This window comes from Metapseudomonas boanensis, assembly GCF_018704125.1.
Lineage (GTDB): Bacteria > Pseudomonadota > Gammaproteobacteria > Pseudomonadales > Pseudomonadaceae > Metapseudomonas > Metapseudomonas boanensis.
Map to the genome: position 1 here is coordinate 19,035 of NZ_JAGTIS010000002.1, position 25,192 is coordinate 44,226.

Below are 25,192 nucleotides of genomic sequence, written 5' to 3' on the forward strand. Positions count from 1 at the left end.
GTCAAAGCGCCATTGCCAGGCCGCTCGCCTGATCCCAGCCGATGCGCACCGGCGATCCATGTTCGAATGCTGAACGCTCGTGCTGGCCATGGCGCGGCACGCGCACGCAGACGATGCCGAAAGGCTCGGTGCGCACACGGTATTCAGTGAGATTGCCGAGGTAGATGCGGTCCACCACCTGGCCCGGCAGGCTAATATCTCGGGCCATGGCATCGCGCTCGACACCGATGGCGATCAGTTCCGGGCGCACGGCAATGCAGCCTGGTTCGGATACCTTCAGGGCTGGCCCAGTGGGCGTCTGCGGGCTGACCAGTTGCAGACCTTGTGCGGTGTCCAGAAGCACGCGGTCGCCGTCGATACGCCGCACGGTGCCGTCGAACAAGTTGGATTCGCCGATGAAGTCAGCGACGTAGCGGCTTGCCGGCGATTCGTAGAGCTGCTCGGGGCTGGCGCTCTGAAGGATCTGGCCGTCCAGCATGACGCTGATGCTGTCGCTCATCGACAGCGCCTCTTCCTGGTCGTGGGTGACCAGCACGAAGGTGATGCCCACCTCGCGCTGCAGGCGCAGCAGTTCGGACTGCATCTCCTTGCGCAGCTTGCGGTCCAGCGCTGCCAAGGGCTCGTCGAGCAGTAGCACCGTTGGCTTGTTGACCAGTGCCCGGGCCAGGGCCACCCTCTGCTGCTGGCCGCCGGAGAGCTCATGGGGCTTGCGCAGGCCGAAGCCGGACAGGCGCACCATTTCCAGAGCCTGGTCGGCCAGGCGCCGTTGCTCGGCGCGGTCCGGGCGTGGGCTGTGGTAGCGCAGGCCATAGGCGATGTTCTCTGCCACCGTCAGGTGCGGGAACAGTGCATAACTCTGGAACACCATGTTCACCGGCCGTTGGTAGGCCGGCACCCCGGCAACGAAATGCCCGTCCAGCAGAACCTCACCTGAACTGGGCTGGTCGAAGCCGGCGATCATCCGCAGCGTGGTGGTCTTGCCACAGCCGGAACTGCCGAGGAAGGAATGGAAAGCTCCGCGCCGCACCTTGAAGTTGAGCCCGTTGACCGCCGTTACCGCTCCGTACCGTTTCACCACGTTGCGGAACTCGATATCGAAGACTTCGCTTGCATCGCTCACAGCCGGCCCCTTGGTTGCAGGTGTTCTTGGCATATGGCCATACGCTAGCAATGGGGGTTTTCAGCTGTATATATCCCTTGGGGGATAGGCGGTCCCGCCGGCCACGGGGCGGTACCGAGCTCCACGGGAAACAAGCCACAGATTCTGTGGACTGGATTGTGGATAAGTTATGGACTCCAGGCTGGGGAGGCCAAGGATCAAGGCCTGGAAGCTGTTGCTCGGTTTTTGAGCAGGAGAGGGGCGGTCTGCCTTTGTGGGGGCGAATTCATTCGCGAAGCAGGCCAGCAGCCTGTCCTCTTGCGTGAGCGGGGGCTGCTGCGCAGCCCTTGGCGAATGAATTCGCCCCCACAGGAATAGGCCACAAATTCTGTGCAAATCGTTGTGGATAAGTCGTGGGCACTAACCTACAAGCCTTATGGTGTATGGCTTACATAAGACTGGTTGGTTATTGACCAGCAGGCTATTAATCGCGTTCAGCGATAAACCTCAGACGGCCGTGCGCAAAGGCTCATCCAGACGCTCGTCACGCTGGCCGCTCAGATCGCGGACAAACAGGCCAAGCAGTTCCGACTGGCTACCGATCCCGAGCTTGGCGTAAATGTTCTTGCGATGAATCTTCACCGTGCCAGGGCTGATGGCCAGGTGTTCGGCCACCGAAGCGCTGGAGTGGCCGCGCAGGAGCATCTGCACCACCTCCTGCTCGCGAGCGGTCAGCACGTGGGCGCCGAACTGGTCGAAGGCTTCGCGAATCTTGTAGTCCAAGTCCTGCACCGGGCGCGGGGCATGGGCGCGACAGAGCTCCCAGGCTTCGTTCACCACCTGTTCGACCACGGGCTGGGCGCAGTCGAGCATTTGCATCTCATCGCGGCTGTAGGCTGGGCTGCAGGTGCTGCGCATCAGGGAGAGCACACCCTTGGCGCCTTCGGCCAGGTCGACGAAGAACGCGATTTCCTCGGTCAAACCGGTCTGCTGGTAATAAGTGACGTAATACTCACCCAGGTAGAAATGGTCGGGCGCGAACTGGCGCAGGCGCCAGAGGCCGGGGGCCTGGTTGCGGGTGCAGGCCAGGTAGAAGGGGTCGAGCAGGTAGGGGCCGACCTGATAGTCCTCGACATAGACGTGGCGCTTGTCTGCCGGGAAAGTGTCGAACAGCGCCAGGGGCCGGTGATTGCCCTCGTAGACGAAGAGCACGAAGTGATCGACGTGGCAGATTTGCTGCAGCCACTGACTGAGGCCAAGCAGACGGGCCCGGCCGGCGGGCTGGGTGAGCAGATGGGAGACACCGGTGGTCCAGTGCTTGAGTTCCTTGTGGCGCATGGAGGAATAGCCTGAAGTTGGGCTAGCTTCAATCACTATAGGCGTTCAGCATTTCGCACGGAAATGCACGAAATGCGCCAAGATCCTGAAGGCCACGCCCAAGCCTCTAGCTCGCGGCTGCCCCTGCCCAGGGCCTGGCGGCCCTGCCCCATCCCCGCCCGTATCGCCCCACCCGGCGTCACCCATTGCCACAAGCCCGGGTGACGAGTAGCAATCAGCCCTTGTTCGCCTTGCCAAAACCCGGCGCCTTGCGCACCGCCTTGACCTTGGGTTTATCACTATCGATCCAGCTGCCGAGCTTCGCCTTGCCGGGCTTGCCGGCACCGGACTGGAATTCCTTGGGCTTCTTCGGCTTTTTCGGCTTCTTCAATACCTGGCCGGAAGCATCGGTCTGCGGCACCCGGTGATCCGGTATGAAGCCCGGTTCGTCACGGCGTGACAGTGTCTGGCGGGTCAGCACTTCGATCGCAGCCAGCAGTTGCACCTCGTCGGCACAGACCAGCGAGACCGCCTCGCCGGTGGCGCCGGCACGGCCAGTGCGGCCGATGCGGTGTACATAGTCCTCGGCGACGATAGGCAGGTCGAAGTTCACCACCAGCGGCAGGTCGTCGATGTCCAGGCCGCGAGCCGCCACGTCGGTGGCTACCAGCACCTTTACTTCTCCATCCTTGAAGCGCTGCAACGCCCGTAAGCGCGAGGGTTGCGGCTTGTCGCCGTGGATCGAGTCGGCAGCGATGCCTTCTGCCTGCAAGCTCTCCACCAATTGGTCGACGCCCTTGCGGGTCTTGGCGAATACCAGCACCTGGCCCCAACGGCGCTCCTCGAGCAGGTGCAGGAAGAGCTCGGTCTTGCGTTTCTTGTCCACGGGGATCAGCCACTGGCTGACACTCTTGGCCGCAGCGTTGCGCGGGCTGACCTCGATGGACAGCGGGTCGCGCAGGAGCTCCTTGGCCATCTGACGGATAGCGTCGGAGAAAGTGGCGGAGAACAGCAGGGTCTGCCGGCGCCGCGGCAGCGCGGCGAAAACTTCGTCCAGCTCGCGGGCGAAGCCCAGGTCGAGCATGCGGTCGGCCTCGTCCAGCACCAACGTCTGCAGCTGGTTGAACTTCACCGCGTTCTGTCGATAGAGGTCGAGCAGCCGGCCCGGAGTGGCGACCAGGACGTCGATGCCCTTGCGCAGCTTCATCATCTGCGGGTTGATGCTTACCCCGCCGTAGACTGCGTAGTTGCGCAGCGGAAGGTGCTGGCCGTAGACACGGAAGCTCTCGTTGACCTGTTCGGCCAGCTCGCGGGTCGGCACCAGCACCAGGGCACGCACCGAATTGCTCGCTACCTGCGGGCCTTCCTGGATCAGGCGCTGCAACAGCGGCAGGGCAAAGCCCGCAGTCTTGCCGGTGCCGGTCTGGGCGGCGGCCATCAGGTCGCGGCCCTTGAGCACGGTGGGGATCGCCTCGACCTGCACCGGCGATGGAGTTTGGTATCCGAGTGCCTCGATGGCACGCAGCAGGGGTTCGATAAGGCCGAGGGAAGCGAAAGTCATGGAGGAGCAGCCAGTAATTGCACAAAGGCGCAAGTTTAACAGGCCGCGGTGAATCTACCGCGGGCTTTAGGTCCTACGCGGCATCGCGCCTGGTCTGCCCTTCGTCTGGCTGCCCCTCAAGGGACGGCTGCACCACCTGCTCCTTCTGCTCGCGCCACTGCGGCAGGCCTATGAGGATCACGGCGCTGATGATCACCAGCATCGCCATGCCCTCCTCCATGCCGATCTGCTCGCCGGCAAAGCCGATGCCGAGCAGCACGGCCACCACCGGGTTGACGTAGGCGTAGCTGGTGGCGGCCGCCGGGCGAACGTTCTTCAGCAGATAAAGGTAGGAGCTGAAGGCGATGATCGAGCCGAACACCACCAGATAGGCCAGCGCGCTCCAACCGGCGACCGTCGGCATCGCAACCAGGCGCTCGCCGCTGAGCAGGCTACCGGCCAGCAGGGCAAAGCCGCCAGCGAGCATTTCCACTGCGCTGGCCATGGGGCCGGCGGGCAGCTTGAGGTTCTTGCTCCACATGGAGCCGAACGACCAGGCGGCGGCGGCGAAGATGATCAGCGCCGCGCCGAGCGGGCTGGCCTGCAGGTTGGAACCAAGGTTGAGCAGGGCGATGCCGACCAGGCCAAGGGCGATGCCCGCCCACTCCAGACGCGTGGTGCGCTGCCCCCAGATCAGCCCGAAGAGCAAGGCGAACAGGGGCACCGTGGCCACCGCCAGGGCCGCCACACCGGAGGCCACGCCCAGGTGTTCGGCCAGGGTCACCCCGCCGTTGCCACAACTGAGCAGGAGAAAGCCGATGGCGCCAGCAGCCTTCCATTCCTGCCAACTCGGGTTCGGCAAACCACGCCAGCGCAGCCAGGCAAACATCAGTCCACCGGCGACGACGAAGCGAATACCGGCCATCAGCAGCGGAGGCCAGGACTCGACACCGATGCGGATCGCCAGGTAGGTCGATCCCCAGATCAGGTAAAGGGCGATGAAAGCCCCAATCAGCAGAAGCGGAAAACGGCGCGAAGACATGATCGGGACTCGACGCAGGAGGGAAACGGGTGTTTATTTTAGATAAGGCATCACCGGCAAAATAAGCCCAGAAACCTGCTTGACTTGCCTCTGCACTTATTAATCAACTGAAATTCAGGCTCACAACCTTCGATTCATCAGATCACTATTTAAGGAGGCACTTGTGGATAAATATGATCGTTTGCTGCTTGCAGCGCTGATAGAGAATGGCCGCGCTTCCTTTGCCGACCTGGCGCGCCGGGTCAACCTGTCGCCGCCTGCGGTGGCGGACCGTGTTGCCAAGCTGGAGGCCAGCGGGGTGATCACCGGCTATCACGCCAGCGTCGACCTGGCGAAGATTGGTCTACCGATCGAATGCGTGATCGAGTTGCGCATTGTCGATCACGATTACAAGCGCACCCAGGAAGCCCTGGAAAAGATTCCCCAGCTGACCCTCTGCCACCGCGTCACCGGCGACGCCTGCCTGCTGATCAAGGGCGCCGTGGCCTCGATGCCGGAACTGCAGGACCTGATCGACCAGATCGGCAAGTACGGGCCAACCAAGACCTCGCTGGTCCTCTCGACACCATTCGAGCAGCGCATTCCCGCGGTGCTGCAGATGCAGCAAGGAAAGGTCGAGGTGTTGCGGCCGGCGAAGGGCTGAGGGACGGTGGGCTTGGCCGCCAAGGGCGAGCCGAGGGCCTGCTATGCGAATTATTTCGCACCCACACGGTCAAGGCATTCTTCTCCAGGCCTCGCCCAGGGGGAAAGAGGCGACTCACGCCCCTCGATGCCTCCTGAGCGCCTCGGGAATCTTCGCCGCCGGCACTTTCTGCAGGCTGCAGAACAATCCATGAGACACCTCGGCAATGCCGTGCTGGTCATGCAGGCGCTCAGCCAGGAGCAGGGTCAGGTTGGCCGCCATCTCGGCATCAGCCAGCGCCCGGTGGGCCTTGCCGGTATTCGGCAGGCGGGCCCAGCTGTTGAGGGTACCCAGCTTGTGATTGGGCGCTTCAGGCAACAGGCGCCGGGCCAGCAGCAGGGAGCAGGCGAAAGCCTGTCGGCGGCTGCGGCCGAGGCGCGCCAGTTCGGAATCCCAGAACTTCTGGTCGAAGGAGGCGTTGTGCGCCAACAGTGGCAGGTCGCCGACGAAATCTGCAGCCTCGCCCATCACCTGTGCGATCGGCGGCGCCTCGCGCAGCATGGCATTGGTGATGCCGGTCAGCCCCTCGATGAAGGACGGTACCCGGACGCCTGCATTCATCAGGCTCTGGTAACGGTCGACGATACGCCCACCCTCCAGGATGACCACCCCAATCTCGGTGGCGCGGCAATGGTCGCCCGGCGTGATACCGGTGGTTTCGAAGTCGATGACGGCGATGGGTTCCACAAATCGTTCCAGGTTCAGTTAGCGGAGGGGACTGCTTCAGCCCCTGAGCAGCAGGGCGCCCTCGATGGGCGCATAGCGGTCAGCAGAGCGAATCAAGGATTGCGCGGTCAAGCCGGGCACGCCGTAGACCAGGCTTTCCACGCCATGGGCCGTGCGGACCCGCTCCAGCAACAGGTCGAAATCGCCATCGCCCGAGGCCAGCACCACCAAGTCGACGCGGGGCGCGGCGTCCAGCACATCGATGGTGATGCCAACATCCCAATCACCTTTTGCCGATCCATCGCTGCGCTGGATGAAAGGCTTGAGCTTCACGGTAAAGCCCAGGTTGCGCAGGATCTGCTGGAACTGCTGCTGTTTGGGATCGCCACGGTCGATGGCGTAGGCATAGGCTTCGACGATGTCCCCTTCAGCGCAGACGCCCCGCCAGAAGGTCCCGTAGTCGAAGTGACAGCCATAGGTCTGGCGCACCGTGTAATAGAGGTTCTGCACATCGGCGAATACGGCAATCTTTTTCACCGGAAGTCCTCGGCGGCTGGCTGGCGACGGCTGATGGAAGCTAAAGTCCCGTCCAGTATGCCAGCCTTGGGTAAGGGAATGCGGATATGACCTCGCAACGCAGCCAGAGTGCACTGCTGATCATCGATATGCAGCAAGGTATCCAGCGTCTGGGCTGGCCACGCAACAATCCGCAAGCCGAAGCCCGAATTGCTCAGCTACTGGAATGCTGGCGCACGGCGGGCTGGCCAGTGGTGCATATCCGCCATATTTCCCGCGAGCCCGACTCGGTATTCGCACCCGGGCAGCCTGGCGCCCTGTTCCAACCTGCGCTGGCTCCGCACGACAGCGAGCAGGTGTTCGAGAAGAATGTCACCGATGCCTTCACCCACACCAGCCTGGAGCGCTGGCTATGGGTACGCGGCATCGACAGCCTGGTGATCGTCGGCGTCGCCAGCGAGAACTCGGTAGAAGCGACGGCACGCAGTGCCAGCAACCTGGGTTTTGCCACCCGAGTGGTGGCGGATGCCTGCTACACCTTCGCCAAGGCTGATTTCTCCGGTCGGCCGCGCACGGCTGATGAGGTGCACGATATGGCGATGGCCAATCTGCAGGGCGAATACGCCGATGTGGTGTTCAGCGCTGACCTGCTGCAGAGCGAGCCGAGGTCGGCAGGCCAGGGACGTGCCCGGGGACCTGGAAACAGCCGAGCAGGCTGACCCGGGCCCGACCCGAGCGATTATCATGGCGCCCTCTCCATGCCACGATTCCCATCATGTCGCTCTACGACCGCAACCTGGCCCTGCTCAACGACCTCGCCATTCCCTATCGGGAAGTCCACCACGAAGCGGTGCTCGACTACGCGACGGCCCATGTGATCCGCCAGCGATTCGGGTTGCGCGGGGTCGAAAGCAAGAGTCTGTTCCTGCGCTTGAAAGGCGGCCGCTACGCCATGCTCGCAACGCTTGAGGCCGCGCGGGTGGACTGGGCGTGCCTCAAATCGCTGCTGGGCGCACGCCCGAGCATCGCCAGCGACACGGAACTGGTCGCGCTGACCGGTTGTGTGCCGCGGTGCGCCTGTCCGCTCGGCCATGGCGCGGCGATCGATCTGGTATTCGACGACGCCATCCTGGAACACGACTACCTGATCTACTCGCCCGGACCACCGGAGCGCACCCTGGAGGTCGCGACTTCTGACATCGCCCGTCTGCTACCTACCCTACGCAACCGGGTGCTGCACTTCCATTCAGGTTGAGCCTGTCTTGGGCGGCTACGCCCGCATGGGCTAAAGTTCGCAAGACGTACTGCTGACGATGTGACTGCCAGCCCATGAATCCACTCGAACTCCTGCGCGACACTTGGTACTTCTTTTCCCGCAATGTCGGTCAGATCGCCCTGCTCTGCCTGCCTGTCATCCTGACGGAGGCCGTGTCGCAGCAGGTCCTGCTCGCCTGGCTCGGGCAAAGCAAGGTGCAAGCCTGGTCGATCATCGTCAGCATGCTGTTCTACCCGCTGTACGTGGGTGCCCTGATCATATTCACCGACAGCCGCAGCCACCGCATCCGTCTCAAACCCAGGCAGGTGATCGAGCTGACGCTGTTCCGCTGGCCCTCGTTCGCCGTGCTGGCTGCCATCAGCACCCTGCTGATCATGGTAGGCGCCTGGATGCTGATCCTTCCCGGCCTCTATGTGATGATCAAGCTGGCCTTCGCCGAATACCTGCTGGTGCTGGAGGGCAAGTCACCGCTGGATGCCATCCGCCTGAGCTTTGAGCTGACCAAGGGGCACTTTCTCACCATCCTGGCTTGCATCCTGATGGTTATGGGGCCTATCTGGCTCATCGATTGGTGGGCCTACCAGGAGCTCGGCGACCAGCCGGATCCGGTGGGGATCGTGATGCTGGAAAGCTTCAACAGCTTCTTCCAGCTGTTTGTCAGCGTGGCGCTGTATCGCCTGTTCAGCCTGGTCAACGAGCCAGTGCCGGAACAGTGAAAGCGGTCTAGTCTTCTGGGTTCCGGCACTCAAGGAGGAGCCCACGATGGCCGAAAACCCCAGCATCCTTTCCCACGTTTCCCTCGGCACCAACGACTTCGAGCGTGCCGTGGCCTTCTACGACAAAGTTCTGCCCACCCTGGGCTGCAAGCGCATCATGCAACATCCGGGCGCTGTGGCTTACGGCCGGGAATACCCCGAGTTCTGGGTCCAGACCCCCATCGACGGTCGCCCTGCCAGCGTCGGCAATGGAACCCACATCGGCTTCTTCGCACCGGACAAGGCTGCCGTGATGGCCTTCTACGAGGCGGCCCTGGATGCCGGGGCCAAGGGTGAAGGAGAGCCCGGCCCCCGCCCCGACTATGGCGACCCCTATTTTGGCTGTTTTGTCCGGGACCCGGACGGCCACAAGATCGAAGCGTCGTACTGGGATCTGGATCTGGTCTACGAGCTTTATATCGAGCCCCACGCTCAGTGAGCGCCGGGTCGGTAACGCCGGGCTGCTTCGGCCACCCAGCCCTCGTCCAGCATCTGCCCCAGCGCCTGGGCGATTGCTTCGCGCTCGGCTCCGAGCACGCGCTGCCGGGAGAAACCGAGGAACAGTTCCGTGCGCGCTGGCGGTCGATAGGCCAGTTTGACGATACGTCCAGCCAGCTGCGGGTCCTGCAGCAACTCGTAGTCGACCTGGCAGTCGGTACCGACCACCAGCTTCAAGCGCTTGTGGCGCAGCATCTGCAAAAGCTGGCTCTCGCTGCTGACCCCGACCTTGCGCAGGCCATTATCGGAGTCGAACGGCTCGAAATAGGCGGAACCCAGAACGTAGCCAATCTCATGGGCGCGCAGTTTGCGGTAATCGGTGACCTCCCCGGCCAACTCCTGCCCCCCATAGAAACGCGGCGCACAGGCAAAGTACGGACGCTCCAGGTAGTCAATGTAGTGCTCACGCTCCGTCGTCTTCGCCAGCCCGGTCATCAGGTCCGCCGTGCCTTTGCTCAACTGGGCCAAGCCTCGACTCCAGGGTGCGCGCTGCACGTCGAAACGCAACCCGGTACGGCGTTCCAGTTCCTTTAGCACGTCGATATCCAGCCCGCGCAGCTGGCCGCCATCACCGGCGATACGGAATGGCGGCCAATAGTCGGTCATCACACGCAGTGGCGCGCGCTCCGCCGAGGCCACGCCCGGCAATAGAATGAGCAGGCCTGCAAGAATCCAGGCTCGCGGCCAGCGCCGATGGCGGGGAGAAACACGTGAGCAGAGAACTGCGACCGGCCCCATGGTGGCTCCCGGATCAATCTGCTAATTGCTTGTGGGTCCCATCGCAGCAAGGCGGCGAATGGCTGTGTTTACAGCCACAGAAATACAGGGTTTCAGTACGTTCTGCATGATATTTGAGTGGCGCAAGGCCACTGCCCTTGTGCGATCCGTCACAAAATGGCTGCTGTTGGCTGCGCCCGCAGCGACACCAGAAATAATCCTGGCCAGCTACCACATCGACCGCGTAAGGGCCCTTCTGGGCGATCACAGGCTCAGTCATCTCCCAGCTCCTCCTCAGCTCACGTTGCTTGGGCGATGCCGGCCTCTCGGGTATGCTCGCCTTTTCCAAGAATAGTCCTGCTTTCTTTTCCAATGCCCCGAGTCCTGCGCTATGCCCTGCTCAGCGTTGCCGCCATCGCCATCGGCCTGGTCGCACTGGTATATGCGCTGACGTGGCATCCGGCAGAGCGCGAACCGGCAACGCTCGCCTGTACCGGCGACGTGGCACAAGTGCAGCCCGGGCAGGCACTCAAGGTGATGACCTGGAACCTCCAGTACCTCGCCGGCAAACGCTATGTCTTCTATTACGACCTGGCCAATGGCTCCGGACCGGACGAACGCCCCACTCGCGAAGACCTGGCCTACAACCTGGATGAAGTGGTACGCGTGGTGCGTGAGGAGCAGCCGGACATCCTCAACCTGCAGGAACTCCACGAAGGCGCCAAGGCGACCGATTACCAGGACCAGCTAGCGCTGCTCCAGGAACGCCTGGCCGACCTCTACCCCTGTACCAGCCAGGCCTTCTACTGGAAAGCGGCCTTCGTTCCCGATCCGCATATCTTTGGCAGCGTTGGCACCAAGCTGACCACGCTGAGCCGGTTCCGGATTGCCAACGCCGAGCGCCTGCAGTTACCAGAGCTACAACAACTCCCGCTGAGGCAACTGTTTGCCCCCAAGCGTGCGCTGCTGGTGAGCCAACTGCCCATTCGAGGTGGTGGCAACCTGACGGTGATCAATACCCACCTGGATGCCCATACCACAGGACAGGACGTCCAGCAGCGTCAGCTGGCGATGGTCCGCGCCCAGCTCGACAGCCTGGAGATCGAAGGGAAAATCTGGCTCCTGGGAGGTGACCTCAATCTCCTGCCGCCCGGGCAGTTCGATCATCTAGCGGCATCCCAGCAGGCGCGTTACCCCCGCGACACCCCGCTACAAGCGTTATGGGAACACTACCCGATGGTTCCCCGCATCGACGAAGCCAGCGGTCCGGAACAGGCCAGTTGGTATACCCATTTCCCCAACGACCCGCGCGTGGACAGGCCCGATCGCACGCTCGACTATGTTTTCCACAGCCCGCACCTGACCCGCATCGATGCACGGGTCCGCCAGCAGGATACCCTGGGCATCTCCGACCACCTGCCTTTGATCGCACGCTTCCTGCTACCGCCCGCGCAGTGAACACCAAGCCAGGCACCACGTAGGGTGCACCATGTGCACCGCCGGTTGCGGCCCACTCCGCCCCGATGGCGATTGCCGGCCCCTCGGTTCGCAGGGCGAATGAAGTCGCCCCTGCCACATCACTTCCTCGGTCTGGCCCGTGCGGTGGGTTCGGCCACCAGCGGGTCATCCGGCCAGTAATGTTTCGGGTAGCGCCCCTTGAGGTCCTTTTTCACCTCGGCGTAGGTGTTGCGCCAAAAGCTGGCCAGGTCTTGCGTGACCTGCACCGGACGCTGGGCCGGCGAAAGCAGATGCAGTTTGACGCCTTGCCGCCCGTTGGCGATGCGCGGCGTGTCGGCCAGACCGAACAGCTCCTGCAAGCGCACAGCCAGGACCGGCATGTCCTCGCTGTAATCCAGGCGAATCCGCGAGCCAGAGGGAACCTCCAGTGTGCGCGGCGCCAGTTCGTCGAGTCGTTGCGGCAGCGGCCAAGGCAGTAGCCCCTGGAGAATCCCCGGCAGGTCCAGGTTACCGAAGTGGCTGAGGCGGCTGACCTTGCCCAGCCAGGGCTGCAACCAGTCCTCCAGGCTGGCCAGCAACGCGGCGTCAGACACATCTGGCCATTCGCTGTCGCCCTTCTCGGCCAGATCGAGACGTCGCAGCAGGGCCACCCGCGCCTGCCACTGGCGCAGTTCCGCCGTCCAGGGCAGCAGCTCCACCCCCTTGCGCCGGACCAGGCCAAGCAAGGCCCGGGAACGCGCCTCCTCATCCAGCCCCGCCAGCGCTTCGCGGGCCAGCACCAGCTCGCCAACCTTGCGTTGCCGCTCGGCGCGCAACACGCCTTCGCGCTCATCCCAGTCCAACACTTCCAGAGCATGGACCTGCTCGGCCAACGGCCCCTCGAACAGGCTCGGGTCAAGGTCGGCTGCCAGGTAAATCCGCTCCTCGCGTTGCCCTTGGCGGCTACCCAGATCGGCGATGACCAGCCAGGGCTCCTTCATCAGGGCGTCCGGCTCACCGAAGGTGGCCGCTCGGCCATTGGCCAGGCGGTACTCAGCACCGCCGGGGCGGCGTTGCTGGGCGACGCGGTCGGGATAGGCGAGCGCCAGCAGGCAACCCAGCCATCGCGGATCTCCAGGTTCCACCACAGCCTCCGTGGCCGGCCCCCGCAGGTAGGCGCGGAACTGCCGAGCAAGCTGTCGGGCCCGCTGAACCCCGCCACGAGCCCCACGCGCAGATCTGTCTTCACCTGACAGCAGGGCCAAGCGGCTGTGCAGGTCGGCGCCACCGCCACGCAGGATGTCACGCTCGCCGAGCAAGGCCGCGAGGTCACACGCCAAGGCCCCCAGGCCCAACGCCTGACCACGCAGGAGCAAATGAGCAATACGCGGGTGTGCGGGAAGTTCGGCCATGGCCTGCCCGTGGCGTGTCAGCGCACCTCCATCGTCCAAGGCGCCCAGCCGCTGCAGCAGATCGCGGCCCTGGGCATACGCTGCTGGCGGCGGCAGGTCCAGCCAGGCCAGCTCGCGCGGATCACCGACGCCCCAGCGGGCAAGTTGCAAGGCCAGGCCAGCGAGGTCGGCCTGGAGGATCTCCGCAGTGCCATGAGCAGGCAGTTGCTCATGCTGGGCCTCCGACCAGAGCCGATAACAGGCACCCGGCTGCAGTCGCCCTGCCCGCCCTGCGCGCTGGGTGGCCGAGGCACGGGAGATGCGCTGGGTGTCCAGCCGGGTCATCCCACTGGCGGGATCGAAACGTGGAACCCGCTCCAAGCCAGCGTCGACCACCACCCGTACGCCATCGATGGTCAGGCTGGTTTCGGCGATGTTGGTGGCCAGCACCACCTTGCGCTTGCCAACCGGTGCCGGTTCGATGGCCGCGCGCTGGGCCGCGAGGTCCAGTTCGCCGTGAAGCGGGCACAACAACACATCGGAACAGCCTTCGAGGCGCTCTGCCAATTGATCGGCGACGCGGCGAATCTCCGCCTGGCCGGGCAGGAACACCAGCAGGCTGCCAGGTTCATCCGCCAAGGCTTGGAGGACCGTCTGCACAACCTTGGGCTCAAGCGCCTCGCCGAGTTGGGCTGGTCTACCCCAGCGCAGTTCGACCGGGTACATCCGGCCCTCGCTGCTCACGACTGGAGCATCGTCCAGCAGGCGTGACAGGCGCTCCCCTTCCAGGGTGGCGGACATCAACAGCACCTTCAGCGGCAGCTCGTCGCGCAGCAATGCGCGGCCGTTCAGGCACAGCGCCAGGGCAAGGTCGGCGTCCAGGCTCCGTTCGTGGAACTCGTCGAAGATCACCAGACCAACCCCTTCCAGGGCCGGGTCTTCCTGCAGGCGGCGGGCAAGGATGCCCTCGGTGACCACTTCGATGCGGGTACGCGGGCCTACCTTGGATTCCAGGCGGATGCGGTAGCCTACGGTCTCTCCCACCGCCTCGCCCAGCTCGCTGGCCAGGCGCTCGGCCGCCGCGCGAGCGGCCAGCCGACGCGGTTCCAGCATCAGGATGCGCTGACCGGCCAACCACGGTTCGCCCAGCAACGCCAAAGGCACGCGGGTGGTTTTACCGGCACCGGGAGGAGCCTCCAGTACGGCTTCGTGGCGAGCGTGCAGGGCACCGCGCAATTCAGGCAGGACGGCATCGATGGGTAGGGCGATCATGGCAACTCCAGGCAGGACAGCGATTATACCGGCGAACTGCCAGTTGCTTGCCGAGGTCTTAGATACACCAAGCACTTTTGCAACGGACTGCTTGGTATAGTTATTTCTTTTTGGATCAGGAGTTGCTTATGCGTATGCCGTCTCGCCTCGTTGGTGGCCTGGTCGCCACTGCCCTGCTCACCCAGCTGACCGCTTGCGGCACGATCTTTTTCCCAGACCGTCGCGGTCAGATCGAAGGCAAGATCGACCCCGTCGTCGCCGCCCTGGACGCCATCGGCATCCTCTTTTTCGTAATTCCCGGCCTGATTGCCTTCGCCGTCGACTTCGCCACCGGCGCCATCTACCTGCCCGCTGGCCAGACCGTTCAGGTTTCGCCTGAGCTGTTACAAGATGCCATTGGTACCGATGGCAAGGTGGACACCGCTCGCCTGAAGGCGATCATCGAGCATGAAACCGGCCGCAGCCTGCCGCTGGACGACCCACGCGTGCTGCAACGCACCGGCAACCTCGAACAACTGGCCACCCTCGGCCTGCGTCCCGCAGCCTGACCATGCGTCTGCTTGCCCGTCACCTCGAGCAGCTGCTGGCGTACCACGGCTGGGCTTTCCAGCGCCTGCTTGAGAGCCTGCAGCAGGTTGACGACACGGCCTACCATGCCCCGTGCGGACTGTTCTTCAGCAGCCTGCACGGCACGCTCAATCACTTGGCCGTCGTCGACCGCATCTGGCTGGCGCGGGTTCGACAAGAACCCGCGCCGTTCGACCGGCTGGATGCCGAGGCCGTCGCCGACCGCCAGCTTTTGCCAACGTACCTGGCGGAAGGCGTAAGTGCTTGGCAGGTGGTGCTGACACGGCACGACGACGACAGCCTGACCCAACCGCTCGTGTACCGGAACATGCGGGGCGAGCCGCAGCAACGCTCGCTGGCGGAAATCATCACGCATGTGGTCAACCACGGCACCCATCACCGAGGTCAAGCCTCGGCTGCACTCTCGATGATGGGCCTGGAGACTCCGGCCATGGATTTCATCTACTTCAAACCGGAATCCCCATGAAATCCAAGCAGGAGCATGCGAGCCTTCTCCGCCTGGCCACCCGCGCGTCCCTCGGCGTGGCGATCACCCTGGTCATCGCCAAAGCCATAGCCTGGTGGCTGAGCGGTTCGGTCAGCCTGCTCGCTGGCCTCACCGACTCGTTGCTGGACAGCGCCGCGTCCTTCCTCAACCTGCTTGCCGTGCACTACGCGCTGAAGCCCGCAGACGACGATCACCGCTATGGCCACGGCAAGGCGGAGTCGCTCGCCGGCCTCGGCCAAGCCCTGTTCATCGCGGTAAGCGCCCTGCTGGTAGGCACTCAGGCAGTGGAGCGCATCCGGCATCCGGAACCACTGCATGCCGAAGGCCTCGGGATCGCGGTGATGCTGCTGGCCCTGGCGCTGACCGCTGGCCTGCTGGCCCTCCAGCGCAAGGTGATCCGCATCACTGGGTCGACGGCCATTCGTGCGGACTCGCTGCACTACCGCTCGGACCTGCTGCTGAATGGCGGCATTCTGGTCGCACTGGTTCTAGCCGGCCTCGGCTGGGATCGCGCCGATGGCCTGTTCGGCATGGGGATTGCCCTCTACATCCTCTGGAGCGCCTTCAGCATCGCCCGCGAGTCGGTCTCGGTGCTCATGGATGAAGAGCTGTCCACCACGATCACCGACGACATGCAGCGGCTGGCCTGTACCATCCCAGGCGTCCTGGGTGCCCACGACCTGCGCTCCCGGGTCTCTGGCACTCATTGGTATGTGCAACTGCACCTCGAACTGCCCGGCGACCTTTCGCTTTCGGCCGCCCACATCCTCTGCGAGCAGGCCGCAGCGGCCATCACCGCTCAGTACCCGCGCGCGGAGGTGTTGGTTCACGCTGATCCTTGCGAGGTGGTCAGCGCCTGAGGCGCTCTACCAGGATCAGGTGTTGCATCCGGCCACCCCGCGCCCCTTGTAGGAGCCAGCTTGCCGGAGAAGGCGCGGTGGTTATTTTGTAGGAGCTAGCTTGCTGGCGACCCCGCTTCGGCACCATTCGCGAGCAAGCTCGATCCTACAGTGTGGATCCCCAGCCGGCACCCGAGAAGCAGGAGCAGTGTCTGCCGGCAGGCAATAAAAAAGAGGGCCCCATACTGCGGGCCCCCTTCGGGAAATTCGTCCTGTGCTGGCGATTTTGTCGCCGCTTTCATCGCCTGCCTGATTGGGCAGCGCGGACCCGGGGGCCAACTCGAACCGGTGGGCTCGGTGGCGCCGACGCGCCTGATTGAGCGGGTCGGGTGGACTTGCTGTCCGGGCCGTGAAACTGAAAGAAATCTTAAAGCTTCAAGCGCGACGAATGATTGCGAATATTGCTCACTACAAAACAACTTGCGCAATAATCAGCTAAAAGTTCAGCATATCCAGCAAGCAGACAAAAGAAGGCACTTGAAATGGAAAGGCTCGACCGCTACGACCTCAAGATCCTCGCCGAGCTACAGCACGATTCGCGCATCTCCAACCAGGAGCTGGCCGAGCGCATCGGCCTGTCGCCTTCGCCCTGCTCACGCAGAGTCAAACAGCTCGAAGACGACGGCTACATCCTGCGCCAGGTCGCCCTGCTGGACCGCAAGAAGCTCGGTCTCAGCCTTACGGCCTATGTGCTGATTGGAATGGACCGGCACACGCCGGAGCGCTTCGAGCACTTCCAGGAGGTCATCAGCCAATGCCCCGAAGTCCTGGAGTGCAGTCTGGTCACCGGCATGGAGGCGGACTACCAGCTCAAGGTCGTGGTGCCGGACATGGAGCATTACCAGCAGTTCCTGCTGGGCCAGCTGACTCGCATTGAAGGCGTGACCAGCGTGCGCTCCAGCTTCGTACTCAATCAGGTGCTGAGCAGCACCGAGCTGCCGCTGAACCATTTGCGCAGCTGAGCGGCAATAGCGCATGGGCCCGCTTGGCGTATAATCGCCGCGCTTTGCTGTACCCCGCGCGGCCCGCCCTACAAGAGCCCTCCGGCTCGCACAACCACAAGTGCATCGCCCGCCTTCCGCCTGGCTCGTCGGCCCGGCTGGTGCAGCCTGTTTTCAGCCCGCGAGGTAAGTGATGAGCCCGGAAAAGTTTGAAGAACTGATGATGACCGCGATGATTGCCGGCCTGATCGCGTTCATGGCGTTCATCGTCTGGGATTTGGCGAAGAAGTCCAAAGCTGGCCGCTTTGGCACGATGATCCTGTTCCTCGCCCTCGGCCTCGGGGTACTCGGCTTCGTGATCAAGACCCTGGTGATCGGCGGCCTGGAAGGCGTCTGACTGCGCCGTTCAGGGCAGTCGCGCCGGCTCGTCCCGCCACTGCCCCGGCTCCAGGCCCTCCAGGCTCCAGGGACCGATACGCACGCGTACCAGCCGCAAGGTAGGCAAGCCGACTGCCGCCGTCATCCGCCGCACCTGGCGGTTGCGCCCCTCGCGAATCACCAATTCCAACCATGTGGTGGGCACGCTCTTGCGAAAGCGCACGGGCGGGTGGCGTTCCCACAGCTGAGGCTCCCCCAGCACGCGGACCTCTGCGGGCAGGGTCGGTCCATCATTGAGCTCCACCCCCTCACGCAAACGTTGCAGCTGATCAGCCTCCGGCACGCCCTCCACTTGCACCCAGTATGTCTTGGGCAGCTTGTGCTTCGGGTCGGCGATGCGCGCCTGCAGACGACCGTCGTTGGTCAGCAGCAGCAAGCCTTCGCTGTCACGGTCCAGGCGTCCGGCAGGATAAATGCCGGGAATGGCGATGAAATCCTTCAGGGTCGCCCGCCCCTCGCCATCACTGAACTGGGTCAGCACATCGAAGGGTTTGTTGAACACCACCAATCGTGGCTCGGCGGGGGGCGCCTTGGCCATACGGCGGGGTGCGCCTGCCTGAGGGCGGCGTGCAGCGGGACGAGTGGAGCGAGGTGGACGCGACATGCCTGGAGACGAGTTGACTGGACAGTGAGCGGGACCGGCATGCTAGGTTGAGCGTGACTTCACCGCAAGAGTGATCCCCATGCCACGTGCCCTGCGCCCCAGCTGGTTGATTGGCGTGCTCTCCTTCTTCGGACGTGCTGGCGCGCCCCATCAGGGGCCTGTGTCCGACCACTTCGACGGTCAGCGCTTTCACAATATCGAACCCAAGCCCCACAAGAACCTGCGCGCCCTGCTGCGCTGGCAGTTGACCCGGGCCAAGCAGGCGACCTGGGTCGACCTGCCCGGTCCGGCCGTGCCGCCAGAAGTGGTGAAACGCGTAGACGGCGACGAACTCAGGGTCACCTACATCAACCACGCTACGCTGCTGATCCAGCATCGCGGCTTGAATATTCTCACCGATCCGGTTTGGTCCAAACGCGTCAGCCCGGTCAATTTTCTGGGGCCACGGCGCCACCATCCTCCGGGCCTGCCCCTTGACCGGCTGCCACCCATCGACCTGGTGCTGGTCAGCCACAACCATTACGACCATCTGGACCTGGCCACCCTGCGCACCCTGGTGGAGCGCTTCCCCTTGGCGACGGTTGCGACTGGACTGGGCAACGCCGCACTGATCCGCGAGACCGGCTTCAAACGCATCGTCGAACTGGACTGGTGGCAGTCGCTACCCCTGGAAAATGGCGTGCTGCTGCACGCCGTGCCGGTGCAGCACTGGTCGGCACGCGGCACAAGCGATACCAACCAGACACTCTGGGTGGGTTTTGTCATCGAATCGCCGGATGGCCCGGTACTCTTCCCGGGTGACTCGGGCCTAGGGCCGGAATTCCACCTGATTCGTGAGCGCTTCGGCCCGATGCGCTTTGCCGCCCTGCCGATCGGTGCCTACGCGCCACGCTGGTTCATGCGCGACAACCACATGAGCCCGGACGACGCCGTACAGGCCCATAAGCATCTGGGTTCGCGGCATAGCCTGGCGATCCACTTCGGCACGTTCCGGCTCTCGGACGAAGGCCAGTTCACCCCGCCCCAGGATCTCGCCAAGGCGCTGGCTGACCATCAGGTAGATCGCGATACCTTCCGCGTGCCGACGCCGGGCTATCAGTGGCTGATCCCGGTTGTGGACAAATATCCGTAGGTGCGAGCTTGCTCGCGAAAATGACCGCGCAGGGTTCGCGAGCAAGCTCACGCCTCCAAGAGCCCATCGTCCCGCCCTAACGGAATGGAGGCTCGTCGAAACTGCGCAGCTTGCGCGAGTGCAACGAGTTGAGCTGGGTACGCAGCAGGTCAAGCGCGGCGATGCCGATGCGCAGGTGCTGGCTGACGGCACGCTGATAGAAAGCGCTGGCCGATCCGGGGAGTTTGATTTCACTGTGCAGTGGCTTGTCAGACACGCAGAGCAAGGTGCCGTACGGGACCCGCAGGCGATAGCCCTGGGCGGCCACCGTACCGCTTTCCATGTCCACGGCCACGGCACGCGACAGGTTGATCAAGGGTCGCTCCTGGGCCCAGCGTAACTCCCAGTTACGGTCGTCGTAGGTCAGCACGGTGCCGGTACGCAGGCGCCGTTTGAGGTCGTCCCCGCGCTCTCCGGTGACCTGTGCAGCGGCCTCCTGCAGGGCCTGCTGGACTTCTGCCAGGGCCGGCAGAGGGATGTGCGGCGGCAGGACGCGGTCGAGAATCCCGTCACGACGCATGTAAGCGTGGGCGAGCACGTAGTCGCCGATGGTCTGCGACTGCCGCAGGCCGCCGCAGTGGCCGATCATCAGCCAGCAGTGCGGGCGCAGCACGGCGAGGTGGTCAGTGATGTTCTTGGCGTTGGAAGGACCCACCCCGATGTTCACCAGCGTGACGCCATGGCCATCGTCGGCAATGAGGTGATAGGCCGGCATCTGGTAGCGGTGCCAGACGACCCCGTCGATGATCGCCTGCATTTCGCCCTCATCCATGCCGCGTTCGACCACCACGTTGCCCGGCAGCACCATGCGCACGAAGCGCGGATCGTCGCGCAACTGGTCGACGCCGTGGCGGATGAACTGGTCGACGTAGCGGTGGTAGTTGGTCAGCAGGATCCACGGTTGTACATGACGCCAGTCGCTGCCGGTGTAATGCACCAGGCGGCGCAGGGAGAAGTCGACGCGCGCCGCATCGAACAACGCCAGCGGCAGCGGGTCGACATTCTCCCAGTCGTAGAGGCCATCGGCCACACCGTCGGTGGCAGCGGAAAGGTCGGTACTGGGAAACACCCGCGCCAACTCGGCTGCGGTCACTCCGGAGCCCGCCAATTCGTCACCGTGCTCCACGACATAGGGGTAAGGAATGTTCTGCTGGCTCGGACCGACTTCGACCAGCACCGTGAAGTCATTCATCAGCGGCCGCAGTTGCTCCAGCAAGTACTTACGAAAGGCATCCGGATGGGTCACGGTGACGCTGTAGACCCCCGGCTCCTGCAACTTGGCGAAGGCGCGGGTAGTCGACGGCACCTCGCCCTGGCAGCGGTAGGTGATGCGCAGCAGCGGGTAGCGGAACAGGGCTCGCTGTTGCGCGTCGGGCTCAACGCGCTCTTTTATGTAGCCCTTGAGCGCCAGGCTCAGGGCTCCAGTGGCCCGTTGGTGCAGCTCGGCGAGGCGGTCGACGGCTGCCTCGGCGGTTTCGGCAACAAAGAACTCAGTCGAGTCGAGGCTCACGGGCGGCATCCTTTCTGATCGCAGTGTCCTTATCTTGCCTGTGCAAATGACAAAAGGCATAGCGCGAATCGACAGAGTCCGCACAATCCAGTCTCAGCGCCGCCCGAAAGCAGCGCTGACCTCACGGGGTCTCCACTCAAACCAGATGCGGCGTGGCACGCGCCACCAGGGCTTCGACGTCGATCCCCCGCGGCAAGGTGCCATAGACGCGCCCACTTTCTGCAAGGCGGCTGGCGATGAAGGCGTCAGAGACAACCGCATTGCCGGCCTCCAGCAGCAACTTGGCCTGCAGCGCAACTGCCACATCTTCCGTGAGCTGACGAGCGCGATACTGGATGTCGGCGGTTTCCCTGAAGCCCGACTTGAGCCGTCCAATATGGGCAGCCAACCGGGCATCGCCCGCACCATCGCCCAGTTCGGCGAACAGAGCATCCAGTACACCAGGCTCCTTGGACAGGGCGCGCAGCACGTCGAGGCATTGCACGTTTCCTGAGCCTTCCCAGATGGAGTTGACGGGTGCTTCGCGGAACAGGCGCGGCAGGATGGTTTCCTCCACGTAGCCGGCGCCGCCCATGCATTCCTGAGCTTCGTTGATCATTGCCGGAGCCCGTTTGCAGATCCAGTACTTGCCCACCGCTGTAACTAGTCGGGCGAACTTTTCTTCCTGTTCGTCATGGGCCTGGTCGAGTGCGCGCCCCATGCGCAGAGTCAGGGCCAGCGCGGCCTCGCTCTCCAGGGCCAGGTCGGCCAGCACGTTCTGCATCAGCGGTTGCTCAGCCAGCACACGGCCACCAACCTTGCGGTGGGCGCAGTGATGGGTAGCCTGGGTCAGCGCCTGACGCATCAGCGCGCTGGAGCCGATCATGCAATCGAACCGGGTCAAAGCGACCATTTCGATGATGGTCGGCACGCCGCGCCCCTCCTCGCCGATCATCCAGGCCAACGCGCCGCGATACTCCACTTCGCTGGACGCGTTGGACCAGTTGCCCAGCTTGTTTTTCAGGCGCTGGATGTAGAACTGGTTGCGCGTGCCGTCCGGCCGGTGACGCGGCAGCAGGAAGCAGGACAAACCCTTGTCGGTATAGGCCAGGGTGAGGAAGGCATCGCACATGGGTGCCGAGCAGAACCATTTGTGCCCGACCAACTCGTAAGCTTGCCCGGGGCCGGGAATCCCGACCGGATGGGCACGGGTGGTGTTGGCGCGGACATCGGTACCGCCCTGTTTCTCGGTCATGGCCATGCCGATGGTGACCCCGGCCTTCTGCTCCATCGGTACGTTGCGCGGGTCGTACTCGGTGGCGAGGATCTTCGGCAGCCACTTCTCGGCAATCTCCGGCTGCAGGCGCAACGCCGGCACGCTGGCGTAGGTCATGGTCAAGGGGCAGCCCGTGCCCGCCTCGGCCTGGCTGTGCAGATAGCTCATGCCAGCGCGGGCTACCTGAGCGCCGGCGCGCGGGTCAGTCCACGGCATGGAGGGAATACCGTGCTCGATGGCTGCTTTCATCAACTCGTGATAAGCGGGGTGGAACTCCACGAGATCAATCCGGTTGCCGTAGCGGTCGTGGCTCTTGAACACCGGTTTGTTTTCGTTGGCCGGGAAGCCCGCAGCCATCAGCGGTCCGCCCGCCAGGGCGCCGTAAGTATCCAGGCGGTGCTCAGCCCAGCCACCGGCGAAACGGCGAATCCACTCCTGCAGCGGCAGGTCGACACGATACAGGTTGGCACCATCCAGGGACGGTACCTGGTTGAACACGTCATGGGTTTCGGCGAACTGATGCAGGCTCATGGCTGGTCCTCCTGGACGGGTTGGCTGGCGCCAAGGGCGCGCAGGCAGAATGTGACGAGACTGTCGCTGACCGCTTGCAGGCCATCAGGCGCAAGGCCGGACACGCGTTCGGCACGGGCGGCGGGCGACAATGGGCCGACCAGCGATTCGGCAATGGCGCCCACCAGGCAAGCGGCTGCCAGGGGCACGGAGGGCACCTCGAACTCCCCCCGGGCCTGCCCTTCCTCGAGCAAACGGCAGAACAGCTCGGCGTACGCCTCGCGGTAGCGCAGACGCTGTTCGTCCACCTGCGGGTCGACCGGCTCGGCAATTAGCGCAAAGGCCAGTTGCCGGCTATGCCAGGCACGGGCCGCGAACTGACGCAAGCCTGCTGCCAGGCGCGAGGCGACTGGTCCGGGGCCGCGTAGCACGTCGGCCAGGCTGTCGACCTCGACCTGGCTGGCCTGGGCGAAGACTTCGGCCGCCAGCTCGCCCTTGCCAGCGAAATGTCTGTACAGGCTGCCCGTGGCGATCCCCACATCCTCGGCCAGCGCTTGCATGGTCAGGGCAGCGAAACCGCCCTCGACCACCCGCGCATGGGCACGGGCGAGGATGCGTCCGCGCAGTTCAAGGTCGCGGTCGATGCGGGTGGCGGAAGCGCGATAGGCCATGGTCTGAATCCCAATTCATTCTCATCTCAGTGAATCAGGATTCAGACTTTGCAGAAAGAGGGAAAAACGCCGCCATCAGCGTGGTTTCTGCCAATATATTTTGATAAATAACAAAATAATCTGACAATCGCATATCTAATTGAAAAATAAGGTTTTTCCGTGAAAAGCCGATTGTCATCCTTCCGAGCAGGACACCCCGAACTACCTAGCCTTACCTATGCAACAGACGACTCCTCCGCCATTTCCATGGGAGGTGCGCTTGAGAGGTAAGCGTTTTCTAACCCCTGAGGACATACGTCGCCACATCAAAGCTGGTTTTGGCCAAGGGGAAGGTCCTTCTTACAAACCGTGGCTGACTGTGAGAGATGTGCCTTCCGAAGGGCGATCTCGCATTGTGAAGGCGCTAAAAATAGGACGTACGCGCCATCTACTCTCAGACCTTGAGTATCACTATTTCCTGGTCTGCGACTCCTCAAATCAAATCATCGATTTCCGAGAGCAGTTCCCACTCCTTGGTCTGTCCCGGAACTGGTGGACAGGTAGTTAAGAGCGACTGCTCGCATTTCGGCGCTCGAACAGATCTGTCCCGCGGATTTCCATACGTGACAAAAAATCAAAATTCTTTTGCGAGAATGCTAGTTAACAATCATGAATACCCTGGGCAAGCTGGGATCATTGTTGGTTTTCTAGGACATGGACATGCCTTTCACCTTGCGAGCACCGAATCTAGCGGCATTGGCCATCGGTGGGAGGGAGCTTGCGCTCGTGGCCAGGCCGGCCATTGCCGCACATCGGGACGACAGCGTGACGTCCTCCAGGCAAGCGATCTGGACAAAGCGCTCCCCGCAGGCTGAATCCCGATGAAGTCCGTCGCTGTAATGTTGTTCCAAGACCTGTTGCTACTCGATGTGGCAGGGCCGGTAGAGGTCTTTTCCATTGCCAACCGCTACCTGGATCCGGCGAATCGCTACGAGATAATTACAATCGGCTCGGATGGCCTGCGTGTGTGCGCATCCAATGGAATAGCGCTTACCGCTGACACGCTCATTGAAGACGCGCCCGACACCTACGACGTATTGCTGGTGCCAGGCGGACCAGGTGCATATAACCAGGAGTTTCCACGGTTGCAGTGCTGGTTGCGTACCGTGGCTCCCCAGGTCAGATCCCTGGCATCTATTTGTACCGGCGCCTTCATCCTGGGGCAGGCTGAGCTACTGGACGATCGTCGCGTCACCACCCACTGGAAGTACATCGAACGGTTAGCCAAGCGCTTCCCCAAGGCGAAAATCGAAACGGATCAGGTCTTCGTCAGAGACGGTAACCTGATCACCTCTGGCGGAGTCACGACCGGGATCGATCTGGCATTGTCCATTGTGGCGGAGGATCACGGAAAGGAGATTGCGCTCTCAGTCGCCAAAGTGCTGCTGGTGGTGATGAAGCGCCAGGGCGGGCAGATGCAGTTCAGCCCTCTGGTCAGCACAGCAGCCAAGGATGACTCTCCCATCTCCAAGGTTCAGCAGTACGTGCTGGACAATGTGACCGAGGACTTCAATGTCGAGCGGTTGGCTTGCCTCGCGGCCATGAGTCCGCGTCACTTCTCCCGGGTATTCAGCCGCGATATGAACATGCCCCCCATGGAGTTCGTTCAGCGCGCACGCATTGACCGTGCCCGCAACCTGCTGGAGACCAGCAAAATCCCGCTGAAGACGGTGGCCTATCGCAGCGGCTTCGGCAGCGTGCGGCAGATGCGCGCACTGTTTAGCGACAAGCTCGGACTCACGCCCACGCAATACCGGCACCAGTTCAGCTGAATACGCGATGTCCGTATAGCGTCGCTGATTGGCCGTCTACGCCCCCTCTCAGGCGTTGTCCGGTTGTGAATGACTGACATCCAATGGGAAAACCTTGAC

Annotated in this window: 26 protein-coding genes; 13 read left to right on the forward strand and 13 right to left on the reverse strand. The window is 63.3% G+C overall.

Translation table 11 applies throughout. The features are described 5' to 3' along the window. Position 1: 1 nt before the first annotated feature. The 4 genes from J7302_RS04205 to yedA form a co-directional block, all read right to left on the reverse strand. The gene (locus J7302_RS04205) at positions 2 to 1,120 is read right to left on the reverse strand and encodes an ABC transporter ATP-binding protein (protein WP_394359069.1); all 1,119 of its coding nucleotides are present in this window, start codon (positions 1,118 to 1,120) and stop codon (positions 2 to 4) included. Positions 1,121 to 1,606: 486 nt separating this feature from the next. Continuing rightward, positions 1,607 to 2,437 carry a response regulator transcription factor gene (locus J7302_RS04210; protein ID WP_215370906.1) on the reverse strand — a complete coding sequence of 277 codons (831 nt, stop codon included), beginning with the start codon at positions 2,435 to 2,437 and terminating at the stop codon, positions 1,607 to 1,609. Between the two features lie 214 nt (positions 2,438 to 2,651). Further along, positions 2,652 to 3,977: a DEAD/DEAH box helicase gene (locus J7302_RS04215; RefSeq protein WP_215370910.1), complete on the reverse strand. Its 1,326-nt coding sequence runs from the start codon at positions 3,975 to 3,977 to the stop codon at positions 2,652 to 2,654. 73 nt (positions 3,978 to 4,050) lie between these two features. Beyond that, complete coding sequence (gene yedA / locus J7302_RS04220) at positions 4,051 to 5,001, reverse strand: drug/metabolite exporter YedA (RefSeq protein WP_394359077.1); 951 nt, start codon at positions 4,999 to 5,001, stop codon at positions 4,051 to 4,053. A 160-nt stretch (positions 5,002 to 5,161) separates the two neighbouring features. Here yedA and J7302_RS04225 point away from each other — a divergent pair, with 160 nt between their 5' ends. After that, positions 5,162 to 5,641, forward strand: a complete 480-nt coding sequence (locus J7302_RS04225; RefSeq protein ID WP_215370916.1) for an Lrp/AsnC family transcriptional regulator — start codon at positions 5,162 to 5,164, stop codon at positions 5,639 to 5,641. 114 nt (positions 5,642 to 5,755) lie between these two features. Here J7302_RS04225 and J7302_RS04230 read toward each other — a convergent pair whose 3' ends face one another. Beyond that, positions 5,756 to 6,367 carry a 3'-5' exonuclease gene (locus tag J7302_RS04230; RefSeq protein WP_215370919.1) on the reverse strand — a complete coding sequence of 204 codons (612 nt, stop codon included), beginning with the start codon at positions 6,365 to 6,367 and terminating at the stop codon, positions 5,756 to 5,758. Positions 6,368 to 6,403: 36 nt separating this feature from the next. Then, the gene (locus tag J7302_RS04235) at positions 6,404 to 6,883 is read right to left on the reverse strand and encodes a LabA-like NYN domain-containing protein (RefSeq protein ID WP_215370922.1); all 480 of its coding nucleotides are present in this window, start codon (positions 6,881 to 6,883) and stop codon (positions 6,404 to 6,406) included. A gap of 86 nt (positions 6,884 to 6,969) precedes the next feature. On the opposite strand from J7302_RS04235, the gene J7302_RS04240 reads away from it, so the two are divergent. The 4 genes from J7302_RS04240 (at position 6,970) to J7302_RS04255 (ending at position 9,332) form a co-directional block, all read left to right on the forward strand. Then, the gene (locus J7302_RS04240; RefSeq protein WP_215370925.1) at positions 6,970 to 7,581 is read left to right on the forward strand and encodes a cysteine hydrolase family protein; all 612 of its coding nucleotides are present in this window, start codon (positions 6,970 to 6,972) and stop codon (positions 7,579 to 7,581) included. A 56-nt stretch (positions 7,582 to 7,637) separates the two neighbouring features. Beyond that, positions 7,638 to 8,117 carry a YbaK/EbsC family protein gene (locus J7302_RS04245; RefSeq protein WP_215370928.1) on the forward strand — a complete coding sequence of 160 codons (480 nt, stop codon included), beginning with the start codon at positions 7,638 to 7,640 and terminating at the stop codon, positions 8,115 to 8,117. Between the two features lie 74 nt (positions 8,118 to 8,191). After that, positions 8,192 to 8,854, forward strand: a complete 663-nt coding sequence (locus J7302_RS04250; protein ID WP_215370931.1) for a YciC family protein — start codon at positions 8,192 to 8,194, stop codon at positions 8,852 to 8,854. 46 nt (positions 8,855 to 8,900) lie between these two features. Then, positions 8,901 to 9,332 carry a VOC family protein gene (locus J7302_RS04255; RefSeq protein ID WP_215370934.1) on the forward strand — a complete coding sequence of 144 codons (432 nt, stop codon included), beginning with the start codon at positions 8,901 to 8,903 and terminating at the stop codon, positions 9,330 to 9,332. On the opposite strand, the gene J7302_RS04260 is transcribed toward J7302_RS04255, so the two are convergent. Further along, complete coding sequence (locus J7302_RS04260) at positions 9,326 to 10,129, reverse strand: substrate-binding periplasmic protein (RefSeq protein WP_215370937.1); 804 nt, start codon at positions 10,127 to 10,129, stop codon at positions 9,326 to 9,328. The two genes, J7302_RS04255 and J7302_RS04260, sit on opposite strands and share 7 nt — an antisense overlap. 13 nt (positions 10,130 to 10,142) lie before the next feature. Continuing rightward, on the reverse strand, positions 10,143 to 10,388 hold the full coding sequence (locus J7302_RS04265; RefSeq protein ID WP_215370940.1) for a CDGSH iron-sulfur domain-containing protein: 246 nt from the start codon (positions 10,386 to 10,388) through the stop codon (positions 10,143 to 10,145). 92 nt (positions 10,389 to 10,480) lie between these two features. Between J7302_RS04265 and J7302_RS04270 the strand changes: the two genes are divergently transcribed. Beyond that, entirely contained in the window at positions 10,481 to 11,566 is a 1,086-nt protein-coding gene (locus J7302_RS04270) for an endonuclease/exonuclease/phosphatase family protein (protein WP_215370943.1), read from the forward strand. A 119-nt stretch (positions 11,567 to 11,685) separates the two neighbouring features. On the opposite strand, the gene hrpB is transcribed toward J7302_RS04270, so the two are convergent. Beyond that, entirely contained in the window at positions 11,686 to 14,208 is a 2,523-nt protein-coding gene (gene hrpB, locus J7302_RS04275) for an ATP-dependent helicase HrpB (RefSeq protein WP_215370946.1), read from the reverse strand. Between the two features lie 128 nt (positions 14,209 to 14,336). Here hrpB and J7302_RS04280 point away from each other — a divergent pair, with 128 nt between their 5' ends. From J7302_RS04280 to J7302_RS04300, 5 genes are all read left to right on the forward strand, one after another. Continuing rightward, the gene (locus J7302_RS04280; protein ID WP_215370949.1) at positions 14,337 to 14,756 is read left to right on the forward strand and encodes a polyribonucleotide nucleotidyltransferase; all 420 of its coding nucleotides are present in this window, start codon (positions 14,337 to 14,339) and stop codon (positions 14,754 to 14,756) included. Positions 14,757 to 14,758: 2 nt separating this feature from the next. Then, positions 14,759 to 15,262: a DinB family protein gene (locus J7302_RS04285; protein ID WP_215370954.1), complete on the forward strand. Its 504-nt coding sequence runs from the start codon at positions 14,759 to 14,761 to the stop codon at positions 15,260 to 15,262. Beyond that, positions 15,259 to 16,143: a cation diffusion facilitator family transporter gene (locus tag J7302_RS04290; protein ID WP_215370959.1), complete on the forward strand. Its 885-nt coding sequence runs from the start codon at positions 15,259 to 15,261 to the stop codon at positions 16,141 to 16,143. The genes J7302_RS04285 and J7302_RS04290 overlap by 4 nt, the downstream gene beginning before the upstream one ends. A gap of 521 nt (positions 16,144 to 16,664) precedes the next feature. Beyond that, the gene (locus J7302_RS04295; RefSeq protein ID WP_215370964.1) at positions 16,665 to 17,144 is read left to right on the forward strand and encodes an Lrp/AsnC family transcriptional regulator; all 480 of its coding nucleotides are present in this window, start codon (positions 16,665 to 16,667) and stop codon (positions 17,142 to 17,144) included. A 172-nt stretch (positions 17,145 to 17,316) separates the two neighbouring features. Then, on the forward strand, positions 17,317 to 17,520 hold the full coding sequence (locus J7302_RS04300; RefSeq protein WP_215370967.1) for a DUF2788 domain-containing protein: 204 nt from the start codon (positions 17,317 to 17,319) through the stop codon (positions 17,518 to 17,520). A gap of 9 nt (positions 17,521 to 17,529) precedes the next feature. On the opposite strand, the gene J7302_RS04305 is transcribed toward J7302_RS04300, so the two are convergent. Then, positions 17,530 to 18,165: a pseudouridine synthase gene (locus tag J7302_RS04305; RefSeq protein WP_394359070.1), complete on the reverse strand. Its 636-nt coding sequence runs from the start codon at positions 18,163 to 18,165 to the stop codon at positions 17,530 to 17,532. A gap of 79 nt (positions 18,166 to 18,244) precedes the next feature. Here J7302_RS04305 and J7302_RS04310 point away from each other — a divergent pair, with 79 nt between their 5' ends. Continuing rightward, on the forward strand, positions 18,245 to 19,297 hold the full coding sequence (locus J7302_RS04310) for an MBL fold metallo-hydrolase (protein ID WP_215370974.1): 1,053 nt from the start codon (positions 18,245 to 18,247) through the stop codon (positions 19,295 to 19,297). A gap of 76 nt (positions 19,298 to 19,373) precedes the next feature. On the opposite strand, the gene amn is transcribed toward J7302_RS04310, so the two are convergent. The 3 genes from amn to J7302_RS04325 all read right to left on the reverse strand — a co-directional run bounded on the left by amn (position 19,374) and on the right by J7302_RS04325 (position 23,282). Continuing rightward, a complete protein-coding gene (amn, locus tag J7302_RS04315) occupies positions 19,374 to 20,855 on the reverse strand; it encodes an AMP nucleosidase (RefSeq protein ID WP_375740247.1) in 1,482 nt (493 codons plus the stop codon). Between the two features lie 127 nt (positions 20,856 to 20,982). After that, a complete protein-coding gene (locus J7302_RS04320) occupies positions 20,983 to 22,632 on the reverse strand; it encodes an acyl-CoA dehydrogenase family protein (RefSeq protein ID WP_215370977.1) in 1,650 nt (549 codons plus the stop codon). Continuing rightward, entirely contained in the window at positions 22,629 to 23,282 is a 654-nt protein-coding gene (locus J7302_RS04325; protein ID WP_215370981.1) for a TetR/AcrR family transcriptional regulator, read from the reverse strand. The genes J7302_RS04320 and J7302_RS04325 overlap by 4 nt, the downstream gene beginning before the upstream one ends. 860 nt (positions 23,283 to 24,142) lie before the next feature. On the opposite strand from J7302_RS04325, the gene J7302_RS04330 reads away from it, so the two are divergent. After that, on the forward strand, positions 24,143 to 25,093 hold the full coding sequence (locus tag J7302_RS04330) for a GlxA family transcriptional regulator (RefSeq protein WP_215370986.1): 951 nt from the start codon (positions 24,143 to 24,145) through the stop codon (positions 25,091 to 25,093). The last annotated feature ends 99 nt before the right edge of the window (positions 25,094 to 25,192 follow it).

Bases quoted from the DNA above. Each gene is read 5' to 3' on its own strand.
- J7302_RS04210 (WP_215370906.1), bottom strand. From the start codon at position 2,437: ATGCGCCACAAGGAACTCAAGCACTGGACCACCGGTGTCTCCCATCTG.
- J7302_RS04215 (WP_215370910.1), bottom strand. From the start codon at position 3,977: ATGACTTTCGCTTCCCTCGGCCTTATCGAACCCCTGCTGCGTGCCATC.
- J7302_RS04240 (WP_215370925.1), top strand. From the start codon at position 6,970: ATGACCTCGCAACGCAGCCAGAGTGCACTGCTGATCATCGATATGCAG.
- J7302_RS04245 (WP_215370928.1), top strand. From the start codon at position 7,638: ATGTCGCTCTACGACCGCAACCTGGCCCTGCTCAACGACCTCGCCATT.
- J7302_RS04250 (WP_215370931.1), top strand. From the start codon at position 8,192: ATGAATCCACTCGAACTCCTGCGCGACACTTGGTACTTCTTTTCCCGC.
- J7302_RS04255 (WP_215370934.1), top strand. From the start codon at position 8,901: ATGGCCGAAAACCCCAGCATCCTTTCCCACGTTTCCCTCGGCACCAAC.
- J7302_RS04260 (WP_215370937.1), bottom strand. From the start codon at position 10,129: ATGGGGCCGGTCGCAGTTCTCTGCTCACGTGTTTCTCCCCGCCATCGG.
- J7302_RS04265 (WP_215370940.1), bottom strand. From the start codon at position 10,388: ATGACTGAGCCTGTGATCGCCCAGAAGGGCCCTTACGCGGTCGATGTG.
- J7302_RS04270 (WP_215370943.1), top strand. From the start codon at position 10,481: ATGCCCCGAGTCCTGCGCTATGCCCTGCTCAGCGTTGCCGCCATCGCC.
- hrpB (WP_215370946.1), bottom strand. From the start codon at position 14,208: ATGATCGCCCTACCCATCGATGCCGTCCTGCCTGAATTGCGCGGTGCC.
- J7302_RS04280 (WP_215370949.1), top strand. From the start codon at position 14,337: ATGCGTATGCCGTCTCGCCTCGTTGGTGGCCTGGTCGCCACTGCCCTG.
- J7302_RS04285 (WP_215370954.1), top strand. From the start codon at position 14,759: ATGCGTCTGCTTGCCCGTCACCTCGAGCAGCTGCTGGCGTACCACGGC.
- J7302_RS04290 (WP_215370959.1), top strand. From the start codon at position 15,259: ATGAAATCCAAGCAGGAGCATGCGAGCCTTCTCCGCCTGGCCACCCGC.
- J7302_RS04295 (WP_215370964.1), top strand. From the start codon at position 16,665: ATGGAAAGGCTCGACCGCTACGACCTCAAGATCCTCGCCGAGCTACAG.
- J7302_RS04300 (WP_215370967.1), top strand. From the start codon at position 17,317: ATGAGCCCGGAAAAGTTTGAAGAACTGATGATGACCGCGATGATTGCC.
- J7302_RS04305 (WP_394359070.1), bottom strand. From the start codon at position 18,165: ATGTCGCGTCCACCTCGCTCCACTCGTCCCGCTGCACGCCGCCCTCAG.
- J7302_RS04310 (WP_215370974.1), top strand. From the start codon at position 18,245: ATGCCACGTGCCCTGCGCCCCAGCTGGTTGATTGGCGTGCTCTCCTTC.
- amn (WP_375740247.1), bottom strand. From the start codon at position 20,855: ATGCCGCCCGTGAGCCTCGACTCGACTGAGTTCTTTGTTGCCGAAACC.
- J7302_RS04320 (WP_215370977.1), bottom strand. From the start codon at position 22,632: ATGAGCCTGCATCAGTTCGCCGAAACCCATGACGTGTTCAACCAGGTA.
- J7302_RS04325 (WP_215370981.1), bottom strand. From the start codon at position 23,282: ATGGCCTATCGCGCTTCCGCCACCCGCATCGACCGCGACCTTGAACTG.
- J7302_RS04330 (WP_215370986.1), top strand. From the start codon at position 24,143: ATGAAGTCCGTCGCTGTAATGTTGTTCCAAGACCTGTTGCTACTCGAT.